We start from the raw sequence: 21951 nt of genomic DNA on the forward strand, positions 1-21951 counted from the left end.
CACTTTCGGAGGTTCATGCAGAATTGTCCTTGCCAGGCCTGCCTGCGGCAGGCTTAAGCCTGTTTCTGCAAAGATCACAATCGAAGGGATGCATTTGCTCCAAGACTTTCTGCTGTCACAGCGGCTATCAACTTCGCCCAAGAGCAATGCAGGAACCAGTGCTAAATTCAGCTGCCGAATCAGGGATTCGACAGCATTTCTCAGGCTGTGCCGCCGACCGTCAGACGGTCCAGTTTAAGCGTTGGTTGCCCAACCCCGACCGGGACACTCTGGCCGTCTTTACCGCAGACGCCGACGCCTTTGTCGAGTTCAAGATCTGTGCCCACCATGGAGATCTGCCCCATGGCTTCCGGGCCGTTGCCTATCAGGGTCGCGCCCTTCACCGGACTGGTGATCTCGCCGTTTTCAATCAGGTAGGCTTCAGAGGCCGAGAACACAAACTTACCCGAGGTGATATCCACCTGACCGCCACCGAAGTTGGGGGCGTAGAGGCCTTTTTTCACCGACTTGATAATATCGGCGGGCGCCGACTCACCGGCCAGCATATAGGTGTTGGTCATACGCGGCATAGGCAAGTGAGCGTATGATTCGCGGCGGCCATTTCCAGTGGGCTTTTGTCCCATCAGGCGGGCATTGAGTTTGTCCTGCATATAGCCCTTGAGAATGCCGTTCTCAATCAGCACTGTCTTGTGCGCCGGGGTACCTTCATCATCTATGGTCAGCGAGCCACGGCGGTTTTCCAGCGTGCCATCGTCCACCACAGTGACCAACTTGGAGGCCACCTGCTGGCCAATCTTACCGCTGAAGGCGCTGCTGCCCTTACGGTTGAAGTCACCTTCCAGACCGTGGCCAACCGCTTCATGCAACAAGACTCCGGGCCAACCTGCGCCCAGAACCACAGGCATTTCACCGGCAGGGGCGTCTATCGCCTGCAGGTTGACCTGTGCCTGACGCACGGCCTCGCGGGCAAAGGCAAAACACATGGGCAAGCCGTCATCAGCGGCAGCCATCAGGGTTTGATAGTGGTGACGACCACCGCCACCGGCACCGCCCCGTTCACGGCGACCGTTTTCTTCGAGGATCACCGAGCAGTTGAAGCGTACCAGCGGCCGGATATCCGCCGCCAGAGTACCATCGCTGGCAGCTACCAGTATCTCTTCATGCACTCCGGCCAGGCTGACCACCACTTGAATGATGCGGCTATCCAGGCTGCGGATATAGGCATCCGCTTCCTTGAGCAGGGCAATTTTACGGCCCTCTTCCAGTGCCGCTATCGGATCTTCACTCAGATACAGCGCCTTGGCGCCGCGGCGCTTCCAGGCCTGAGTTTGATAGCTGCCCCCAGTCTGGGCTATGCCTCTGGCGGCATCGGCGGCGGCGGCCAAGGCCTTGGGGGTTATCTCATCGGCGTAGGCGAAACCTGTCTTTTCACCACTGATGGCTCGGACACCGACACCGCGCTCAATATGAAAACTGCCTTCCTTGACTATGCCATCTTCCAGCACCCAGGTTTCATGACGGCTGCCCTGAAAATAGAGATCGGAAAAATCCACCTGGTGTTGGTGGATTCGCTCCAGGTAAGTTTGCAGATCGTCGAGGTGCAGTCCCTCTTGCAGTAAACTCTGTCCCACTTGGGTTAAAAATGGCATTGGGTCTCTCTCAATCCGGCCCTGTGGCCTTGTTGGTTATTTCCGCTTGCCGTCGCCCAGTTGCGGCGGCAAAAATCTATTGTGTGTCTCTACGGGCATGGCGCTGCGCACCCGCGCTAACTCGGCCTTGTCCAAACGCGCCTGCACCCAGCCTGTGCCTTCGGCCTTCTGCGCCAGAATGCGTCCCCAAGGGTCGACTATCATGCTCTGGCCCCAGGTCTCGCGGCTTCCTTGATTATGCTGGCCCCATTGCGCCGCCGCCAGTATAAAACACTGGGTTTCTATCGCCCTGGCTCTGAGCAACACTTCCCAGTGCGCCTCGCCTGTCACCTTGGTAAAGGCCGAGGGCAAGGCGATGATCTCGGCACCTTGCAGACGCAGCGCCCGAAACAGATCCGGGAAACGCAGATCATAACAGATAGCCAGGCCGATGCGGCCAAAAGGGGTATCCACCACGCTTATCCGCTCACCCGGGCAAAAGGTATCGCTCTCGCGGTATTGGCCTGTACCGTCGGTCACTTCCGCGTCAAACAGATGCAGTTTGTCGTAGTCGCCGAGTACCTGCCCCTGATCATTAAACAGATAACAGCGGCTGTAAACCCGCCCATCGCCACTGGCTACCGGAATAGAGCCGGCCAGCAGGAATACCTGAAATTGGGTGGCAAGTTCGGCCAGTTGCCGTTTGAGCGGGCTTTGCCCAGGCTCACCGGCCCAGGCCAACTGCATGCTCTCATGGCCGCCGAACAGCAGGCTGCACTCGGGCAGCACCACGAGTTGGGGTTCATTATCTTGGCGGGGAAGAGTCTCAAGCTGCGAGACGATAAATTGCAGGTTCTGTTCCGGCTCGCGGCAACTCTGACACTGTAGCAGACTGACTTGCATGTTCGACTTCCTGTTTCACTGGCACTTCTGTCTTGGGTTCACTCGGCGATTTGAGCGGCAGCGGCGTGACTTTATCGGCTTGAGGCAAAGGTTTTTCGGTCTCAGCGCCACCCTCTTCAACAGCCCTCTCTTGGTCGCTGTTAAGCACTTTGGCTTTGTTGTCCTTGGCTTGATCGCCTTGGCCTGCATCCGTGGCCGCAGGCTCATCGTCCTGCACTTGAGTCTGTCCTTTCCCAGGCGCCGACTTGGGTTGCCGTGGCAGTACTGACTCAGGGATCTCTATCTCTTTGCTCTTTCGCTCCAACTCTTCCAGCTTGGGCTCTGACATGGTGCCGGTCAAGCGGAAACGTATCTCTGAAATAATCTCAATCACAGGTTCCAGCACCTTGGTCAGGGCAAAAGCCCCCAGGCCCATGGTCCAGGCGCTGGTACTGAGCAGCACCACAGTCGGCACGCTGGAGGCCAGTTGCGGCACAAAGCGAATATCATAGTTGAGGCTCTCAGTAACCAGATCGGTATAGCCGCGCACCTTCATGTTACCGGCAATGGCGTCCATCTCGGTATTGGTGGTCTTAAGCACCCCGTTCTCCAGGGTCAGATCGCCGCCAAAGGAGTTGTAATACAGGCCCTTGCCAAACACATCGGTAAAGTCCAGTGACAACTTGCGTAAAAGCGAGTCCAGACTGAACAAGGAGAAGATCCGCGCCCCCTTGTCACTGAGCTGTTCGATATGCCCCTTGCCGAGATCGAAACGAACTTTACCGCTGAGACTCTCCAGATTAAACGCCAGCGGTGCACCCAGCCAGTTGAGCTCGGCCCTGACCTCCAGCGGCGAGTCTTTCACGCCGGGATCCAGTCCCAAGCGAGTAGCCAACAGATCAAATTTATCTCCCTTGAGATTGAGTTCAACCTGGGTCCGGTTGTTACCGTCACGGCTCAGCCAGTCACCCTTGCCCTGCAAACTGGCATCCTCGCTGCTGAGCGCCAGAGTCTGGATCTGATAGCCCGTCGCCGACGGGCTAGCCTGCAACAACAAACGCCCCAGTGCCATATCCTGATAGCGGAAATCATCCACCTCCACCGCAAGCGGCGGCAGGTCACTGCCCTGAGGCAGATTGGTTTCAGGCTCGGGCTCGGATTGCGCTTTGGAATCGGGCTCAGCCGCTGCTGCCGCTATCGGATTCAGATACAGGCGCGAGGCTACCAGCTTCAATCCTTGGCTGTACCAATCCGGGTAGATCTCTACCCGACCGGAAAACTCCGGCGACAGTCCCTCTATCTGCCAGGCATGCTCTCCGGGTCGGGCACTGAGTTGCAACTCGGTAAAGCGCTGCCCCAGTAGCTCGAGCCGTTTCACTCTGGCCTCTATCCCCTTGAGCGGCGGGAAAAAAGCTTTATCTGCTGCAATGCTTGTGGTGCCAGCCGTGCTCTCGGTTTGAGTCTCAGCCTGGGTCTTAGCTTGAGTCACGGCTTGAACTGCTGTTTGGCTCTCGGCAGCTGCCTTTTTGTCATGATTGCCACCGCCGATAAAGGCGTTGATCAGCGGCTGCCACTGGGCAAAATCCACCTCATCCAGGGCCAGCCGTAAGTGACCATCCTGTTTTTGCAACTGATCGCCGCTGCGATAGAGGCGCCCCAGCAGCAGGTCATAGTGTTTCAGGCCCTTACCTGAATCGGCATCAAAGCCACCCCAGAATTCGGCCTTATCCCCCAGACGCACGCCCAGAGAACTGGTCTTGTTGTCACCAAGCAGCTCGGCCTTGAGCGTCAACGCCTGCCCCGGGGCTTTTTGATAAGGCGGCGGCAGCAGCAACTCTGTCTGCTTGAGATCGGCATTGACATTGGCCTGAATTCGATAGCCTATCTCATCAAAGATCAGCTTAAGATTCCCCTGCCAATCCAACGCACCCTGATAAAAATCGCTGAGAGGATTGTCCAGCTCGGATGGCAAGTTAGCGAGGTTCCACTGGCCCTTGAGTCTGGCATTGAGCCCCATATTCTGGTTGACCTTGCCGGTATCAAAACCAAACTGCAACGGCTGGCCGAACAGGCTGGCACTCAAGCCTTCACCCTTGACCACCTCGTTATGAAAACTCACCTTGCCGCTGACCTTATCGAGCAGCACCCCGGGCTCACGGACATAAATCGGCACCCCGGCAAACTGGACTTCGCCCAGGATCTGCTCCTCTTCGCCTTCATAGAGCGGAATACTGAGATCCAGCTTGCCACTGACAGGCCCCTGAACCTGCACTACATCCAGGGTGATACCGACACTGTCTTTAAGCGGCGAGCGCTGCAACACCTCAGTAGCATCCTTGCCTTGAGTCGCCAGTTGCGCCTCGACCCGCAGCAGACTCCGGTGATCCATCTTGGGGATATAGACATGGGCGCCATCGGCGGCCACATTCAACAGTTTGCCCTTGTTGACCCAGAGATCCATCCGGGCATTTTCAAACAGCGCCTTGAGACTTAAATCTGTCACCGCCGGCCAATCAGGCTGGAAGGCATATTCGGCATGGGTCAGATTGAAACCAGCCTGAAATACCCCGGAATGATCCTGATAGGGAAATCCGGCCAACTCACCATGCCAGACCACGGCGGCATCATCGCTGCGACCGGCCTTGATGGCGCCTTCCAGATAAGCGGCCAGCGACTCACCCATGGCATGGCGCGGGAAATAACGTCCGGCATTGGCGGCGTTGAGCAGTTTGACCCGGGAAGACAGCGCCAGGTGTGGCTTGTCGGCCAGCAGCAAACGCATAGAGGCGTCCAGGCTGATGTCGTCATTGCCCAGATGCAATGCCGGCACCATCAGCGCCTGACTGTCGAGCGAGAAGCCCAGTTCAAAGGCATCGGCGCGAAAACTGAGCGGCGCCTTGAAACCATCGCCAAAGTCCAGTTTATAATCCTGGCTAGGCAAGACTGCACTGAGAAAGTTGTCCCGCCATCCCAGGGAGAGATCGATTGGCGTGCTGCCGGGAATGGACTCGGCTGGCTGCCAGCTAACCCGCTCCAGCGCCACTTTGGCCTGCAGTTCACCGTCCTTGGGGCGATAGATAGCCAGAGGCCCGAGCTTGCCCTGAGGCTTGAGTTGCTGCCAGCTATAAAGGCCTTCCAAAGGCATGCCGGGAATAAGCGGCAACAGCGGCAACAGGCTATCGAGTTGCAATTCATTGAGTTTGCCGTAAAGCACCCCGGCGGTTTCCATGGCATGGAACTCCAGCTTGGGCCAAGGCTTGTCATTGGTTGCCAGTTTGAGTTCACTGCTGTCCAGGCGCCAGCCGTCGGCTATGGGTTGCCAGGCAATCACACCGCCATCTATGGCAAATTTCTGCGGCTCATCTCTGAGTGACCAGCGCAGCCAGCTGGGCAACAGCTTGATCACCCCGGATTCCAGGCTGCGGTTGGCAAAGCCTACCCAGGCCTCCAGGTTGACCACACCCTCCAGCGGCAACTTGGCCTGTGGGTTATAAGGGTTGGGTTGGCGTGAGGCCCACTTGCCGAGATCCAGCGACTGCGCCTGCAGATAGGCCTGGCCCTTGATGCTGCCCGGCTTGTAGCCATCGCCCTTGAGATCCAGCCTTAGAGTGAGTTGTTCGGTCGCCGTTGCCTGTTCATCCAGGTAGAGAGCGCCGCGACCCTGGTGCAACTTGCCGCTATTGCGCCAACTGAGGTCCCGCAGATGAATGGGGCGATAATCATGGCTGCTGGACAAAAGCTGCACACTGGCATCGCGGATAGAGAAACGGTCCAACTGCTCCAGCAGCAAGGCATAGAGCCAGTCGATATTGGTGGCAGGAGCCGGCTTGCTCACGGCCTCGGCTGCGCCGGTCGATTTCTGCCCCAGATGATCCAGATCCAGCGCCAATTGCACCCCGTCGAAGATCACATCTTCCACTTGTGGGCTGGCGGTCATCAGGCTCTGCCAGAAATCCAGTTTGACATCGACCTTGTCGACCATGAGTGTCACCGGCAAACGCTCCTGCGGCGGTAACACCAAGTCCTCAACCGTCAGCGCCGGGCCGAAAGCCTGCCAACGGGCCGACAGATTGCCTATCTTGACCTCGACGCCATATTCGCGCTCAACATAGTCGGCCAGTTGCTGCTTGGCTTCATCCAGTTGCGGCAACAGCCCGCGGATGAGACTCACCATCAAGGCGAACAGTACCAAGGTCACGGCCAGGGTGCGCCAGCAATAGCGGCCGAAGGTTCGAGGGCAAAAAGACAGCCGCACTAGACCATCACCACATCATATTTACTCTGCACATACATGGGCTCGCAGTGAATGCGAATACGCTTGCCGATATAGACTTCGAGCTCGGCCACCAGGTGGTTCTCGTCATCGGACAGGCAGGCGTGTACCGCAGGGGCACAGTAAATCAGGAATTCATCGGCATCATAGGTGCGGTTGAGGCGGATGATCTCGCGGAAGATCTCAAAGGAAACGGTATCCACTGTTTTCATCGAGCCGGTACCACGGCAGGCAGGACACTCGCCACAAAGCACATGCTCCAGGCTCTCGCGGGTACGCTTACGGGTCATTTCCACCAGGCCGAGGCCGGAGAAACCTGAGATATTGGTCTTGACCCTGTCATTGGCCAGTGCCGTAGCCAGGCTGTTGAGCACCCTTTGTTTGTGCTCATCCTGCAGCATATCGATAAAATCGATAATGATGATGCCGCCCAGATTACGCAGGCGCAGTTGACGGGCAATCGCCTGGGTCGCTTCCAGATTGGTGTTGAATATGGTTTCTTCGAGGTTACGGTGGCCGACAAAGGCTCCTGTGTTAATGTCCACAGTGGTCATGGCTTCTGTCTGGTCGATGATCAAATAGCCACCGGACTTGAGCTCCACCTTACGCTCCAGCGCCCGCTGAATCTCATTCTCCACATCGTAGAGATCGAAAATTGGCGCCGGGCCACTGTAGTGTTCTATCTTATCGGCAATTTCCGGCATGAACTCCTGGGCGAAATGCAGCAGCTCCTCGAAGGTGTGGCCCGAGTCCACCTGAATGCGATCGAGCTCGGCACCGACAAAGTCCCTGACAATTCGCACCGGCAAGGCCAAGTCCTGATACAACAGCGTGGCCTTGGGCCTTTTGCGCCGTTCGCTGACCTTGGCCCACACCCGCCGCAGGAAAGCAGCATCCTGCGCCAGTTCATCTTCACCTATGCCTTCGGCCGCGGTGCGAATAATAAAGCCTCCGTCATCGTCGACAAAAGGCAGGGTAATCTTCTTCAGCCGCGCCCGCTCCTCTTCGGAGTCTATTCGCTGGGAAACGCCCACATGGCTTGAGCCCGGCATAAACACCAGGTAACGGGAAGGCAGGGTAATGTCTGTGGTCAGCCGCGCGCCTTTGGTGCCAAGGGGGTCTTTGACCACCTGCACCATGATGTCCTGGCCCTGACGTACCAGCTCGGCAATATCACGCACCACGAAGTTGCCCTTTTCCACATCGGCAACACACTCTGTATGCGGCACTATGTCCGAGGCATGCAGAAAGGCCGCCTTTTCCAGGCCGATATCGACGAATGCCGCCTGCATCCCGGGCAAAACCCGACTGATCTTGCCCTTGTAGATATTGCCCACCAGGCCGCGCTTCATACGCCGCTCGATATGCACTTCCTGCAGGACACCGTGTTCTACCAATGCGACTCGCGCTTCCGTGGGCGTCACATTGATCAGCAGTTCTGACCCCATCTTCCGCGGAGCCTTGCTATTGACTGTGCGACTGGTATTCACGATTTACCCTTGTTGGATGTTAATTCATTGATTTTATCGGCTGGCGGGCGTTAAAGCTGCTAAAAATTCGTCAGTTTGTGTAAGCGAGCTTACAAACAACCGGCCTTGTGCAACAGCGACCGGGTTTCAGCCATGGGCAGGCCGACTACCGCCGAATAACTGCCTTCAATCTTGGCGACAAAGCTGCCACCCAGCCCTTGAATGCCATAGGCTCCCGCCTTGTCCATGGGCTCGCCCGAGGCAACATAGGCCTGAATATCGGCATCGCTCAAGTCGCAGAAGTACACCTGGGTGACCACAAGAGCCGCCTCTGTGCGCTTGCCATCGGTCAAGGCCACGGCGGTCATCACCTGATGACTGCGACCACTCAAGCTCTTGAGCATGGCGCAGGCATCGGCCTTGTCCACGGGTTTACCCAAAATTCTATCGCCCAAGACCACTATAGTATCTGAGCCCAGCACTAGAGTATCAGACCCTTCCTGATGTTCAGGGTTCCCGCGCCACAGGGCTAAACCTGCTGCCGCCTTCTCTTCGGCCAAACGGCTGACAAACTGCTCCGGGGTTTCCCCGGCTTGATGACTCTCGTCGATATCGGCGGGCAGGATCTCAAAACCAAAGTTCGGATTTCCCAGCGCCAGCTGTGCCAAAAGCTCGCGGCGTCTGGGGGAGGCTGAGGCCAAAATCAGCGGCATATTAACGTACCTTGTAGTGGCGCCTGATGCGGCGCAGTATCCAGAAGACCCAGGGCCAAATGACCAGGCTGGACAGGGAAGGCAGGAATAGCTCCATGGTGAAATGCGCCCCTGATACCACAAACTGGGCCCAGAAAATAATCAGATGATAGAAGCAGATCAGGCTGGCGATAACCAAAGACTGCTGCCACATGGGGAAGTTACGCAACTTCTGAAAGTGCAGTACCACCACATAGATCACCAGGGAAATGGCCAGTGCACGGATCCCCAGGGTTGCCCCCAGTAGAATATCCAGTAGCACCCCCAACACCCAGGCGGTGAGAATATTGTATCTGTGGGGCAGTGCCACGGCCCAATAGATCATCACCAGCACCAACCAATCGGGGCGCCAGGCGCTGAACATTTCCGGTACCGGCATGATCTGCAGCAGCATACCCAGCAGCAGGGTCAGCCATACCGCCAAACGGCCATTGGCATTTTCCAGACTCATGATTCGGCTCCACTGTTGGCGTCGGTTGCAGCCGGCTCTTGTGACTCAGACTTGGCACCGGGATGGTCTTCAGGCCAGATAAGCAGCAGATAACGGATTCGGTCCAGCGCCGCCAGCGGCTGCGCCGTGACCTTGAGGTAACTCTGGCCATCGTCCCGGGAAACCGAAATCACCCGCGCCACCGGATAACCTTCCGGGAAGCGGTTGCCGAGCCCGGAAGTCACCAGCAGATCGCCGACCTTGATGTCGGTACTCTTGGCCACGTGTCTGAGTTCTATCTCATCGAGTTCGCCTATGCCGTTGGCTATCAGGCGCACATCGTTGCGGGTAATACGCACCGGCAAGCCGTGTTTGGGGTCGGAGAGCAGCAGCACCCTGGCGGTGAGTTCGCTGACCTGCACCACTTGGCCGACAACCCCCTGGGCATCCACCACCGGCTGACCGACAAACACGCCGTTGCGACTGCCGTGGTTGATCACCACATAATGATGAAAGGGGTCGCTGGCCACTTCCATCACCTCGGCCACCATCTTGCGCGAGTCCATATGCACCGGCGAGCCCAGCAGTTCACGCAGGCGTTGGTTTTCCTGACGCAGGTGTTCAAAACGTTGCAGTCTTTCACTCATCAGCATTTGCTGGCGCAAGAGTTCTTTGTTTTGCTGCTCCAGCATGTCACGGGTCGCCAAACTCTGGGCAGACCAATCCAGCAGCTCACCTGGCACATTGGCCAGGTACTGTAGAGGGCTCAGTAAGGATGCCAGCGACTGTCTCGCAGGTTCGAGACGATCATTGGCAACCAGCAGGATCACCGACATGACCACTGCCAGTGTCAACCTGAACTGATTTGAAATACCGCGAACAAAAATAGGCTTCATAGAAAAGCTAAGGCGGTAAGATACCGCCTGTGCTGGAAAGTATTAGTTTTCTTCTGAGAACAGGTCACCGCCGTGCATATCGATCATCTCCAGTGCTTTACCGCCGCCGCGGGCCACACAGGTAAGCGGATCTTCGGCGACCATTACAGGGATCCCGGTTTCCTGCATCAGCAGACGGTCCAGATCCCGCAGCAAGGCACCGCCACCTGTGAGCACCATACCGCGCTCAGAGATGTCGGACGCCAACTCTGGAGGCGACTGCTCCAGTGCGACCATCACGGCACTGACAATGCCCGACAGCGGCTCTTGCAGCGCTTCGAGGATCTCATTGCTGTTCAGGGTAAAGCTTCTCGGTACCCCTTCGGCCAGATTACGGCCGCGCACTTCAATCTCCAGTACTTCATCGCCTGGATAAGCCGTGCCGATTGTGTGCTTGATGCGTTCGGCTGTGGCTTCACCAATCAGGCTGCCGTAGTTGCGGCGCACATAGTTGATGATGGCATCGTCAAACTTGTCACCACCGATACGCACGGAAGAGGAGTAAACCACGCCGTTGAGCGAAATAATGGCCACTTCAGTGGTACCACCACCGATATCCACCACCATGGAGCCTGTGGCTTCGGAAACCGGCAGGCCGGCCCCTATGGCGGCTGCCATTGGCTCTTCAATCAGGTAAACCTCACGGGCGCCGGCGCCCATCGCTGACTCCTTGATCGCGCGGCGTTCAACCTGAGTGGCACCTACAGGCACACACACGAGTACCCTAGGGCTTGGGCGGAAAAAGCTGTTGTTGTGCACTTGCTTGATAAAGTGCTGCAGCATCTTCTCGGTCACGTAGAAGTCGGCGATAACCCCATCTTTCATTGGGCGGATGGCCTGAATATTGCCGGGGGTACGTCCCAGCATCTGCTTCGCCTCAGTACCGACTGCGGCCACGGATTTCTGCCCAGAGCTGCTTCGTTCGCCACGGATGGCGACCACGGAAGGCTCATTCAATACAATGCCTTCTTCACGAACATAAATGAGAGTGTTAGCTGTACCCAAATCGATCGACAGATCGTTAGAAAAAATGCCACGCAGCTTCTTGAACATGTAACTAGCCTGTATTCTGTGGAGTCAGAAGAAATGAAAATCAGCTAACTTTATCAATGCCTCCGGCATTCCACAAGACTCGCGGGGTTAACATTCGCTAATCCGTGAGGGTTTTTAGCATATATCTGTAAAAGCTGTCGGAATGCGCTGAGATAAAGTTGCCAAAAGCTTGGATCATGCCAATCCCTTGACATGATTTGTGTGCTTATTAAGCAAAAAGGGTTTGCACCAGCATAAAGAGTCCGGCAGACAAAACTATGGTCATAGGCAATGTCAGTACCCAGGTTAACAGGATCTGTTTGATAGTATTTTTTTGCAGCCCGGAGCCGTTAGCTACCATGGTGCCGGCTACGGCCGAAGACAGGATATGGGTGGTGGATACCGGCATGCCTGTCATACTGGCGATACCGATAGAACCGGCGGCGGTCAACTGCGCGGCTATCCCCTGACTGTAGGTCATGCCACCGTTACCGATCTTCTCGCCAACCGTGTGCACAATCCGGCGCCAGCCCACCATGGTGCCGCAACCCAGAGCCAGGGCAACGGCTACTATGACCCATAGCGGCGCATATTCGGTCATGGCGTTAAGCTGACTACGCCAGTGCTTCAATTGAGTAGCCTCGGCGCCTGGCAAGGGCTGCTTGGCCAACTTACGGGTGCTGTCATCGATACAAAGGATCAACTGCCTGGCTTGCCGGCGCTGTTCCTGGGTCAACTCTGTTACTGTACTCCCTTGTTCAAGGAGCCTATCCAGGCTCTGCATCGAAGCTATGGCCGAGTCCTGACAGCGACTGTCGGCGGCGTGCTCACCCAGGTTAGCCACCAGCTGCGGGTTGCGCTCATACAGAGCCATGATGCGCCGGTTGGCATCCTGAGTCCTGTCCATATCGAAACTCTGGCTGTTCAAGTCCAGGGCAAAATAACCCGGCGCCATGCAGATAAGTACCAACATCACCAGACCTATGCCCTTCTGACCGTCGTTGGAGCCATGGGCGAAACTGACTCCCATGGCTGAGGCTATCAAGGTAATACGGGCCCAAAATGGCGGATGTTTCTTGCCGTTGACCGCTACCTGCTCCGCCGGAGTGCGATGCAGTTTGGGCTTACGCCAGATACGCTTCATCACCAACAGCAAAATCGCCGCCAGAATAAAGCCCAGGGTTGGAGACAAGAGCAAGGAGAGCATGATATCTATCGCCTTGCCGGTATTGATCCCATCCAGCGGCGATTGGCCGTTGAGCCAGGCATAGGCACCACCGACACCCATGATGGAGCCGATCAGTGTGTGGGAGCTGGAGGCGGGAATACCGAAGAACCAGGTACCCAGGTTCCAGACGATGGCAGAAAACAGCAGGGAGAACACCAGCAACAGGCCTTGGGAGGAGTCCATGTCCAACAAGAGCCCGACCGGCAGAAGATGCACTATGGCGTACGCCACACCGAGCCCCCCCAGCAACACCCCGGCAAAGTTGAACAGCGCCGAGGCCAGCACAGCGCCTCTGGCCGGCATGGCATTGGTATAAATCACAGTGGCTACCGCATTGGCGGTGTCGTGGAAGCCATTGATAAACTCGTATGCCAACACAAAAAGTACAGCCAGGATCAGCCCCAAAGACCAGATCCACCCCAAACCCGCAAGCGCTTCCAACATAATTTAATCAGCCAAATACAGCAGAGGCTGTCGATTATGCTCAATGTGAGTTGAAGACAAAGTTAAATTATCTACATCTTGGCGCTTTAGTGATTTGCTTCACACTGTTGTTATTCGGCTTCAGTTAACTTCCCGCCAACTGATGATCCTGTCGTTGCCGCGATAACGGCCAAAGAAGGCGCTGGCTCTGGGGTCGCTAAGTGTGCCGTCATTGAGGCCATTCCAATTCCAGTACCACTGCAACCATTCAGGCGTCTTGAGCGGCGCCGTCACCTTGCCGCGATAGCCGGAGCTTCCGAGCGCACGCCACAAGAGTTCAAACTCGCCGCCAAAGGCTGTGACTGTGTTGCCGCCGCTGGCGGAGCGGCTAATACTCTGCCCGGCGCTGAGCGCAGGTTCATAGTGGTAACCCAGGGTGAGTTGATCCTGTTGATATTCAAGTGGCGTGTTGAACACACTGCAGTTATCCAGCTCGTTCAAACGCCAGCCACTGCCATCCCAATACTCTGTCCTCGCCGCCATGCTCAAGATTTGGGTTTCCGGGCCAAAGGTATTGTCCAACAGCAAACGCCCATGACGCATCTTTTGGCTACCAAGACGCACGGCGCTGCAGCTGCCTGCCACAGAGCAGTCACCGCTGAAATCGCTTTGCATATTGCTGTCCAGCAGCTCGGCAATCTTGTCCGGATCCTGAATTTCCAGGCCTATATCCAAAAGCGGGAAAGGCCCGTCTGTTGCAATCGGGTCCTTGCGGGCAAACTTGAGTTGCCCTTGGAACTCAGCCAGCCCATCCACCCAGGTATCTGAAGTGATCTCGCCCCCCGAAACCCGGCTGTCCAACGCCACTCCGTCGAATTGATTGGCTGCCTGATAATGACTGTAAGCCTTGGCAAAATCACCGACATAATTTTGAGTCACTTGCCTATCCAGTGCCAAAGCGCTGACTTTATAACTGACTTCAAATGGCTGATCCATGTAACTGAAACCATTACAGGCCGGCAGCAAACTGGGTTCATCGACTCGGAAAAAGGCCGGTACAAAACGCCCGACTGGCATTATGGTTTTGCCGCTAGGTCCCTGCCAATAAGCGCTGCCCACCAGGCTCGGGAAGGCCACACTGCCCTCGTAGGGCAAAGGCGCCGTGACGCCGAATTCAAACACCCCAACCTCACTGACCGCCTGAGCGAGCCGGTTATTCTCAGGCGTTTGCTGGCGCAGATGATCATACTGCTGCAGCTGCAGTTCACCGGGTTGACCTGAAGCCGGAGCAATCAGCTTATGCCATAAAGAGAGACCTGCCTGTTGATAGGAAGGTGTGGTGGGGTTTTTACAGAGATCGGCATTACCATTATCCGCCCAGGCTTTGGCGCTGATGCTGAGTGGGAAATTTTCCTGTGCCCGCCGAAAAGGCGCACAGGAGGCATCCGCGGCCTGGCAGTATTGCTCTACCTCGACACAGAATCCCAACGGGAAGCTGACAAAATCATCGGCGCCGTGCATCACCAGCCCGGCATCCCCTTCGCTGGTCGTTCCTCTATAGAGGGTATTTAGCTCGACCCGACCGGCATCGCCATAATTGATATCGATTCGGCTTTGGCCTTGACTGTCGAAGGCCAAGGTCAGCGGTGTGGCGGCAGCTTGATTGCTGCCTATATCCTGCCAGCTCAGGGCGCCTGTCGGTTTCAGTTGCACCTTGGGTGAACCGACAACTGCCGACAGCGCCTCACTCCAGAACGAAAGCGTCTTGTTGGTACTGGCAAAGGCCGGTACACACTGGGCTGTGCCATCTGACTTCATAGCCTTAACAAGCACTCCTGTCTCTGGCTTGTTGGCCAGCTTATCTGCCACATCAAAAATGAAACCACTATCGGCAAAACTCAGGCGACAGGCGGCCGTACTCAAGGGACCGCTGCCTCTTCGGCAAAGGGTATCACTGCCTGGGCGGGTGGCCGGAGTCGAGGAGGAAACCCCCAGTGTCAGCGGCGTTTGATCAAACTTTTGCAGCTGAATTTGGGTACTGCCACCGTTGAAAGTCACCGAACTTGCCGGTAACCAACGGCCGTTACTGACGGGGTTAGGGCTCAGATTAGCGGTAACAGTACCTGTGAAGAGCTCTGAGCAGCTGGCATTTTTACAGGCCCTCAAGGTGATGGGTTCGGCGCGACAGGTAAAAGGCGCGCTGCTGTAATCAAACTCAAAATGATGAACCTGCTCACCCACGGCCTTGGAGTCCAAAGCGCAAACCTGGAAATTGTCTATCTCATGGTTGTTGTTGGAACCGCCGGTAGAGCCGGTAAGCGACAGGTAAAAATCTGTCGGCACACTCCCTTGGCCAATAAAACTCCTGGCATTAAATGGGCTCACCAGAGTTTGGTAACCGGCACCTGTATCTCGCTCAACAGACACCATGGCCATGTTGGCTTGGCGGGAATCTACGGTAATCTTATACCTGTGTCCAGGAGCCGGGTAATAGCTGCTGCGCACGTCTATCTTGGGATAAATATTGGCAACTGTACCTGTCAGGTATCGATAGGAACCGGCCTGAGCGCCACGAATAGACACGGCTTGACGGCGAAAGCCCGGGCCACCGACACGCCCTTCTGTGGGGTTGGAAAAGTTGCCGTATTCATCCAGTGCCACCCCCAACCAGCCTCCGGCAAAACCCGGGGTACCATCATTACGCTGGGCATAACCCAAGGCGCCACCAAAACTGCCCGGCTGCGGCGTCACGGCCGCATCAGAAAGGATCACCGCCACACCATCACCGCCGGTACCACTCTGGGGCGACCAGGCGTAATAATCAAATTCAACTGTTACCAGGTTGCCTTCGGCCGGAAATAAGCGCTGATAGGTACTGGAGGTTGCCTGATTGCCCCGGGCAGGAGTCAAACGCAGACGCCCACCCACTATGCTGGGCGGTACTGAATTGCCCAGCACCTTGATGGCCCAATCATCTGCCGATAAGGAAGCCGAACTGAAGTCATCGCTGAAACACCCCAGCACTGGCGTTTGGTCATTACTGCACATACCGCCAAAATCGGCATCATCGACTGCACCGAGATCGATATCCACATCCGAGTTACCGGTAATCACCAAAGCCCCCCCAGATGCCAGAGCGCCATCCAAGGACCCATTTCCAGCGATCTGCACTGCACCCTCGACATACAAGATCGCATTTATGGTGTCATGACCATTGATACTCAAAGAGTTACGCACATAGATGATCAGATTCTCGGCCTTTCCACCTGGGTTCAGAGTGGCATTGTTCAGCTCTAGGTCATCGAAATATAACCTGGTGGTCGTTGTTGTTGGATTCAGGAAACTGCCATGGGAGAAACTACCGCGATCAAAATCATAATCTCCCGGAGCCAGTGACTGTTCACAAAAAGGAGGGTCAAACCAACTTTGTCTACAAGTTAAATTACCACGGCTAGGCGGCAGATTGGCAGGCGGCACAAAACCATCATTGAAATGGTTCCCTGTCGGAAGGTCGGTAAATATATCACTGCATTGAGGCACGGCCAGTGCCAGCAAAGGCAGGCCGCCAAGCAGTATCCCGAGCAAGAATAATATGCGACTATTCACGGGCTTCTACCTCCACAACCCGGCTCACTCTCAGGCATTGACTGTCATCTGCCGCGCCCACACCACAACTGCCGCTCTCGCATACAGCCGTGCTGCGGATACGATACAACTTGGCACTGCCCGGGCTGGTGTCCTGGCTTAAGGTATCGCAACTGAGCTGGACATTGCAGCCGTGAAATCCGGTCACATCCGGCGCTGTCCAGCTTGAGCCCACAGCGGCGCAACCGGCAGTGCCGCCGCTTAAGGGAAACAGCCTGGCCAGGGCCGCATCGGCGCCGCTGTTGGCGGCGTTGAGCGCCCTTAAGCCCCAGACTTCCAGGTTGACGCTTTCATCGGCGTCGCCGCCAACCCGCAACAGAGTCACCGCCAACAGCGACATCACCAATATTACAAAGATGGCTATCACCAAGGCGCTGCCGCCCTGATGCTTTTGCGCATAACAGTGATAATTTCGACTAGGGAACATTGATCACCTGCACTTGATGTTGATACTGAAAATGCTCTCCGACGACCGAAAACTCTGGCCGCAATTGCACTATGGCGTTGTTGACCAGGGTGGCCGGCAACAGCTGCACCGCTGGGTTGCTGGCAATATCATTGCTCAAGCCTTCGGCCATCAAGGCCCCTGTGCCCATGGTATCGGGCAGAGGTTGGCCGGCATGATAACCATAGTTGCTATAACGGCGAATGCTGCCATCCACCGAAGAAAAGCAGTAGCTGACAGGTTGCCCGGCCACATAAAAGCGCTTCGCCGGTGAGGCTTCGGCAAAATTAACCGCAGCGGCAAACTGCAGCGTCAGCAGTGAGCCATTGAGCACCACCTTATCTATGGCGTGGCGCTTGTTGCTGCCACTGCCATAAATCTCCGCATTGGTCAGCGGGTATACCAACAGCTGTTCACCGGCCGAAATAGCCGTTGCCGGCGCAAACACTGTGGCATTGTCCGCCTGGACATCCGGCGCCAGTGGCAATGACAGATAGCTGCCGCTGGCAGTGATAGGCAGAAACTCCAAACACTGCAGCTGAGAGCTGGACTGCAACCTGAGACTGGAAGGCACGGCATTACGCAGCTCCCGGCTCAGGCGCTCCATTACGAAACGACTGCTGCCCAGCACTCTGTCGACGGCGGTAGAATCCACAAAGATACGGGTACCAAAGATAATAAAGCTGCTGACACCCACCACCAGAATCCCCAGGATAAGGATCACTGTGACCAACTCCACCAAGGTAAAGCCCTTGGCGAAACCTAGTCCTTTGATCTGTATGAATCTCTTACCCTGCCTGCTGCGCATCAGAAATTACTCCTCAGCACGTCGTAACGGATAGCCTCACCCGAGGGTGTGGTTACTGTGACAGTCACCAGCTTACTGTTGGCTTGATACTGGGATACCTGGACGCTGAGACTGTACCCCGGGTAGTGACTCAGGTAACTCAGGCTGGAATTAAGCATCAGGCTCTGCTCGTTAAGACCGTGGTAATCGTCGATATCGTCAAACTGATCCCGACTCTCACCATCCGGGCCATAATCGCTAACCCGGGTACAACTGACACCGCCCAAACCGTCACAGGCGGGTAGACCACCGTTGGCGCCGCTATGCTCATCATAACGCTTGCCCCAGATTTCATTGATCACAGCCTGAGCCAACTCGGCGCTGCGCACTCTATGCAGGGTCTGCGCCGCGTGATCGCTTTGGGGAAACAGCACACTGGTCAACAGCACCAGGGCGATACCGAGCACCAACATGCCGATCACCAGCTCTATCAGGGTGAATCCCCGCGCTTCAGCCCTCATGGATATAGCCCTCGGACTCTATGGCGATAGTCAGGGTTTCATCGGCGACCACAGAGAGGCAGGCGCCATTGCAGGCAAGGTTAGTGCGGCCCAAAGCATCGAACTGGATCTGAAAACTGTCAGCACCGTTACTTTGAAGCAGTATCCGGGTATTACGCGGCAGACTTTCGGCGCTATTGTTGCGGATGACGCTCGTACAGTCCTGGGTCAAGTGGCTGAGTTGATAGGCGCTGTTGCTGATAGAGAGCCGATAGCAACGGTCGGGATTATTGAGTGCCAACATCTGAGTCTTTTGCAACTCGGCAATCAATTCCTGTCGCAGCGTCCAGGCGCTGTAACTGCTGGAGGATACCAATTTTGGCAGCACCACGACGGAAAGTATGGCCAGCAACATGATAGTCACTACCAACTCCACCAGAGTAAATCCCCGGGTGCCTGTCCCCTTGGTCACAGCCATATGATTTCCCGCCAATTCCATACTCAGTCAAGTATGGCAAATAAGCCCAATAGTTTGAATCCTGACGTAAAAAAGGCCTGCTTGGCAGGCCTTTTCAGCTACAGGCTATTAGCAACCATTGTCTGTCAGCGTAATAGTGGGTAATGCTCCGACTGCTGTGGGAGCTACGTAAACAATCTTACAACTGGCTGCCGGATTGGTGACATCGGCTGGCGCACCACGTTGCCAAATAGTCACCTGCCCATCAGTAGTTCCATCGATAACCCAGTCATTCGAACCCGTTGCTGTTGGCGAAGTGCCGGCATCAAACCGAGCATCCATTCCTGCCTGAAATGCAGCTTGACTCGCGGCCATATAGCCAAAAACGATGGCGACATCATCGGTAGTAGCAGTCGTACCCGCGATATCCACAGTGGTAGAAGGCTGCTTTTCAACTCCGGCCAAGGCGGCTTTGGAGTAAATCAAGCTGTTGGCTCCTTGAATCGCCCCTTTCATTCCTTGCAGGGCCGAAGCTCTGGCATCTGATTGCAGATTGATAAACTTGGGCGCTGCTACCACCGCCAGAATACCGAGAATTATGATCACCACCACCAGTTCAATCAGGGTGAAACCTTGTTGTCTTTGCATAGCGCTTTCCTTTGGTTCAAAAAATTCAATTCAATCAGTTGCTGAAACTCAATACCTGGCCAGTACCCGGGTTATAGGTAATTCCCTTGGCGCCTGTGGTGTTGAGATCCGGTGCCGGTGTCGCCACCCCCGAGCTTTGATTCAGCACCAGAGATGCCACCTGATGGTAGACGCAGAGATCCAGCCCGGTTACCACAGTGCCGTTAATGGCTGTGGCGCTTGCACCTGCTCCTTCCAAGGCCCTGACGGTATAGCGTTGATCTCTGGCATCGGCACTGTAAAGCACATTCTTGGGTGCACTCTGCAACACGGTATTGAACACTTGCTGGCAACTGGCATCATCCATGGAAGTGGCCGAGGTATTGCCAGTACCGGTCGGATAGCCAAAGCGGGTATCCAGAGACACTGTCGTACCATCTAGGATCACCGAGTTGTTACGGCGACCATCGACCTCCCATTGGGAACGCACAAAACTGACTGCAGTGGCGAGGCCACCTGTTACACCTTCGAGACTGGCATCCTCGGCATCATCTGTCACATTCAAAAAACGCGGAATAGCGGTTGCAGCCAGCAGGCCCAGGATCACTATCACTATCACCAGCTCGATTAACGAGAAGCCTTGCATCTGTCGTTTCATCTAGGTTTCCTCCACCTGTTCGCCACTGATTTTAGCAGTTCCGTTAAGATAAAAAACCAACTCGGTCAATAATCTGTATCAGCTGTCAAAAAAATGACCCTGCCGGTGTCCATTTGATAACTCAGGCTCTCACCGGCAGGGCTCACATAGCGGCAGCTTTGATCCTGGCGGAGAAACTGCACCCGGATAACAGCCTTATCCGGCATGCTTCCCAGAAGCTGTTGCCAAAGAGCCACACAGCCTCTGTCATCCCGGCCGGGCGCCTGTGGCCAACCAGCCTTATTCATAGCCAATTGACCTGGAGGCTCAGGTCGTTCCAGCGTCTGCCAATCCAGTTGCATCTGTTCAGGGCGTCCCAGGCTCAGCCACTGGGATCTCACCATGGCCAATACATTCAGCAACCTGTGGTGTTCAAGCTGCAACCCTCTGGCCGACACCTGATCCACGGCTGAAAAATAACGTACTCCCAACACCGCCAGAATGACCAACAACAGCAGCAGTGCGGCCAGTCTGGCGAAGGTTCGCAGCAGATCTTCCTCGGCCTGATGCTGGCTTGGCATCAGCGGCCTCCCTTGACCACATTAAGCATGTCCCACATAGGCAGATAGATACCCAGGGCCAGGATCAGCACCACAATGGCCACTATGCCGATCAAAATAGGTTCCAGCCTGGCGGTGAGGTTCTTGAGATCATAATCTACCTCACCTTCGTAAAAATCGGCGGCATCATTGAGCAGTTGATCTATACGGCCGGTTTCTTCCCCAACAGCAACCATCTGCAACACCAGGGGCGTAAACAACTGACTCTGATTGGAAACCCTCAGCATGGATTCCCCCGCTTCGACCCCGCGGCGCATGTTGACGATTCTGTCGTGCATATAGCTGTTGTCTACGGCATCGGCCACCAAGCTGAGCGCCTGAGTCATGGGCACTCCGGCCCCCAACATCATGGCAAAACTGCGGCAATAACGGGCCAGAGTCGAGCGTTCGATTATGGAACCCACCGCCGGAATATGCAGTTTCCAGCGATCCCACTGTTTTTCGCCCTTCTCGGTTCTATGCCAATAACGCACCCCGAGTACAGTTACCACCAGCGCCACCAGCATCAAGGGCCAGTAATTGACAAACAGGTTGGAAGTACCGATAAGCAACCGGGTCGCCCAAGGCAATTCAGCACCGAAGCGGGAAAACATTTCGGCGAACTTGGGGATCACCATAATATTGAGGATCACCAGTGCCAGTGCCACCGCCAACAGAACAAACATGGGATAACGCATGGCAGACTTGATCCGTCTGCGGGTTTCCTGCTCCCGCTCGATATAACCGGACAACTGTAGAAAGGCATCTTCCAGTTTGCCCGTGTTCTCTCCCACATGAACCATGGAGACGAACAAGGCGTCGAACACATCCGGATGGTGGTTCATTGCCGACGACAGCGGCCGTCCGGCGGTCAACTGTTCAGAGACATCCTGCAATGCCTCTTTCATCCGTTTGGAATGGGTGGTTTCCGACAGCCCGGCAATGGCTCGCAGAATAGGAATGCCGGAGCGGGTCAGGGAATACATCTGCCGGGTGAATATCTGCAGCTCATCCAGGCCAACCCTACGCTTGAGCAAACCTTTGAGACTGAGATCCGGGCCAGGCTTGAGCTCAACGAGCTCCAGCGGGATCACAGCTCTGGCCAGCAGCAGATCGGCCGCCACACTCTCTGAGGCAGCATCCAATTGTCCCTTGACCTGTTCACCGCGGGCATCCCGGCCCCGATAGGCATAGAGCGGCAT

General features: G+C 55.8%; 18 protein-coding genes. All 18 read right to left on the minus strand.

Annotation, left to right across the window (positions count from 1 at the left end):
- Positions 1 to 200: 200 nt before the first annotated feature.
- Positions 201 to 1649, minus strand: a complete 1449-nt coding sequence (gene tldD / locus N512_RS0119135; RefSeq protein WP_028781336.1) for a metalloprotease TldD — start codon at positions 1647 to 1649, stop codon at positions 201 to 203.
- Positions 1650 to 1685: 36 nt separating this feature from the next.
- Entirely contained in the window at positions 1686 to 2531 is an 846-nt protein-coding gene (locus N512_RS0119140; protein ID WP_028781337.1) for a carbon-nitrogen hydrolase family protein, read from the minus strand.
- A complete protein-coding gene (locus tag N512_RS0119145; protein ID WP_028781338.1) occupies positions 2455 to 6765 on the minus strand; it encodes a YhdP family protein in 4311 nt (1436 codons plus the stop codon). The genes N512_RS0119140 and N512_RS0119145 overlap by 77 nt, the downstream gene beginning before the upstream one ends.
- Entirely contained in the window at positions 6765 to 8231 is a 1467-nt protein-coding gene (gene rng / locus N512_RS0119150) for a ribonuclease G (RefSeq protein ID WP_044735291.1), read from the minus strand. The genes N512_RS0119145 and rng overlap by 1 nt, the downstream gene beginning before the upstream one ends.
- Positions 8232 to 8362: 131 nt before the next feature.
- Positions 8363 to 8965 carry a Maf family protein gene (locus N512_RS0119155; protein ID WP_025011857.1) on the minus strand — a complete coding sequence of 201 codons (603 nt, stop codon included), beginning with the start codon at positions 8963 to 8965 and terminating at the stop codon, positions 8363 to 8365.
- Position 8966: 1 nt separating this feature from the next.
- The gene (mreD, locus tag N512_RS0119160; RefSeq protein ID WP_025011856.1) at positions 8967 to 9455 is read right to left on the minus strand and encodes a rod shape-determining protein MreD; all 489 of its coding nucleotides are present in this window, start codon (positions 9453 to 9455) and stop codon (positions 8967 to 8969) included.
- Positions 9452 to 10330, minus strand: a complete 879-nt coding sequence (gene mreC, locus N512_RS23450) for a rod shape-determining protein MreC (RefSeq protein WP_037475677.1) — start codon at positions 10328 to 10330, stop codon at positions 9452 to 9454. Before mreC ends, mreD begins: the two co-directional genes overlap by 4 nt.
- 42 nt (positions 10331 to 10372) lie before the next feature.
- Positions 10373 to 11422, minus strand: a complete 1050-nt coding sequence (locus tag N512_RS0119170; RefSeq protein ID WP_025011854.1) for a rod shape-determining protein — start codon at positions 11420 to 11422, stop codon at positions 10373 to 10375.
- A gap of 208 nt (positions 11423 to 11630) precedes the next feature.
- Positions 11631 to 13073, minus strand: a complete 1443-nt coding sequence (locus tag N512_RS0119175; RefSeq protein ID WP_028781339.1) for an inorganic phosphate transporter — start codon at positions 13071 to 13073, stop codon at positions 11631 to 11633.
- A gap of 120 nt (positions 13074 to 13193) precedes the next feature.
- Complete coding sequence (locus N512_RS23455; RefSeq protein ID WP_051472878.1) at positions 13194 to 16658, minus strand: DUF6701 domain-containing protein; 3465 nt, start codon at positions 16656 to 16658, stop codon at positions 13194 to 13196.
- Positions 16651 to 17124, minus strand: coding sequence for a hypothetical protein (locus N512_RS0119185; protein ID WP_028781340.1), 474 nt, complete (start codon positions 17122 to 17124; stop codon positions 16651 to 16653). Before N512_RS0119185 ends, N512_RS23455 begins: the two co-directional genes overlap by 8 nt.
- Entirely contained in the window at positions 17114 to 17950 is an 837-nt protein-coding gene (locus N512_RS0119190; protein WP_051472879.1) for a PilW family protein, read from the minus strand. The genes N512_RS0119185 and N512_RS0119190 overlap by 11 nt, the downstream gene beginning before the upstream one ends.
- Positions 17950 to 18450 (minus strand): type IV pilus modification PilV family protein, encoded by a 501-nt coding sequence (locus N512_RS0119195; protein WP_037475680.1) that lies wholly within the window; start codon positions 18448 to 18450, stop codon positions 17950 to 17952. The genes N512_RS0119190 and N512_RS0119195 overlap by 1 nt, the downstream gene beginning before the upstream one ends.
- Positions 18440 to 18907, minus strand: coding sequence for a pilus assembly FimT family protein (locus tag N512_RS0119200; protein ID WP_028781343.1), 468 nt, complete (start codon positions 18905 to 18907; stop codon positions 18440 to 18442). Before N512_RS0119200 ends, N512_RS0119195 begins: the two co-directional genes overlap by 11 nt.
- A 108-nt stretch (positions 18908 to 19015) precedes the next feature.
- Positions 19016 to 19534 (minus strand): prepilin-type N-terminal cleavage/methylation domain-containing protein, encoded by a 519-nt coding sequence (locus N512_RS0119205; protein WP_028781344.1) that lies wholly within the window; start codon positions 19532 to 19534, stop codon positions 19016 to 19018.
- A gap of 34 nt (positions 19535 to 19568) precedes the next feature.
- Positions 19569 to 20171 (minus strand): type II secretion system protein, encoded by a 603-nt coding sequence (locus N512_RS0119210; RefSeq protein ID WP_028781345.1) that lies wholly within the window; start codon positions 20169 to 20171, stop codon positions 19569 to 19571.
- Between the two features lie 65 nt (positions 20172 to 20236).
- On the minus strand, positions 20237 to 20731 hold the full coding sequence (locus N512_RS0119215) for a hypothetical protein (protein ID WP_028781346.1): 495 nt from the start codon (positions 20729 to 20731) through the stop codon (positions 20237 to 20239).
- Positions 20731 to 21951, minus strand: a complete 1221-nt coding sequence (locus N512_RS0119220) for a type II secretion system F family protein (protein WP_028781347.1) — start codon at positions 21949 to 21951, stop codon at positions 20731 to 20733. Before N512_RS0119220 ends, N512_RS0119215 begins: the two co-directional genes overlap by 1 nt.

This window comes from Shewanella sp. 38A_GOM-205m (assembly GCF_000518445.1).
Taxonomy (GTDB): domain Bacteria; phylum Pseudomonadota; class Gammaproteobacteria; order Enterobacterales; family Shewanellaceae; genus Shewanella; species Shewanella algae.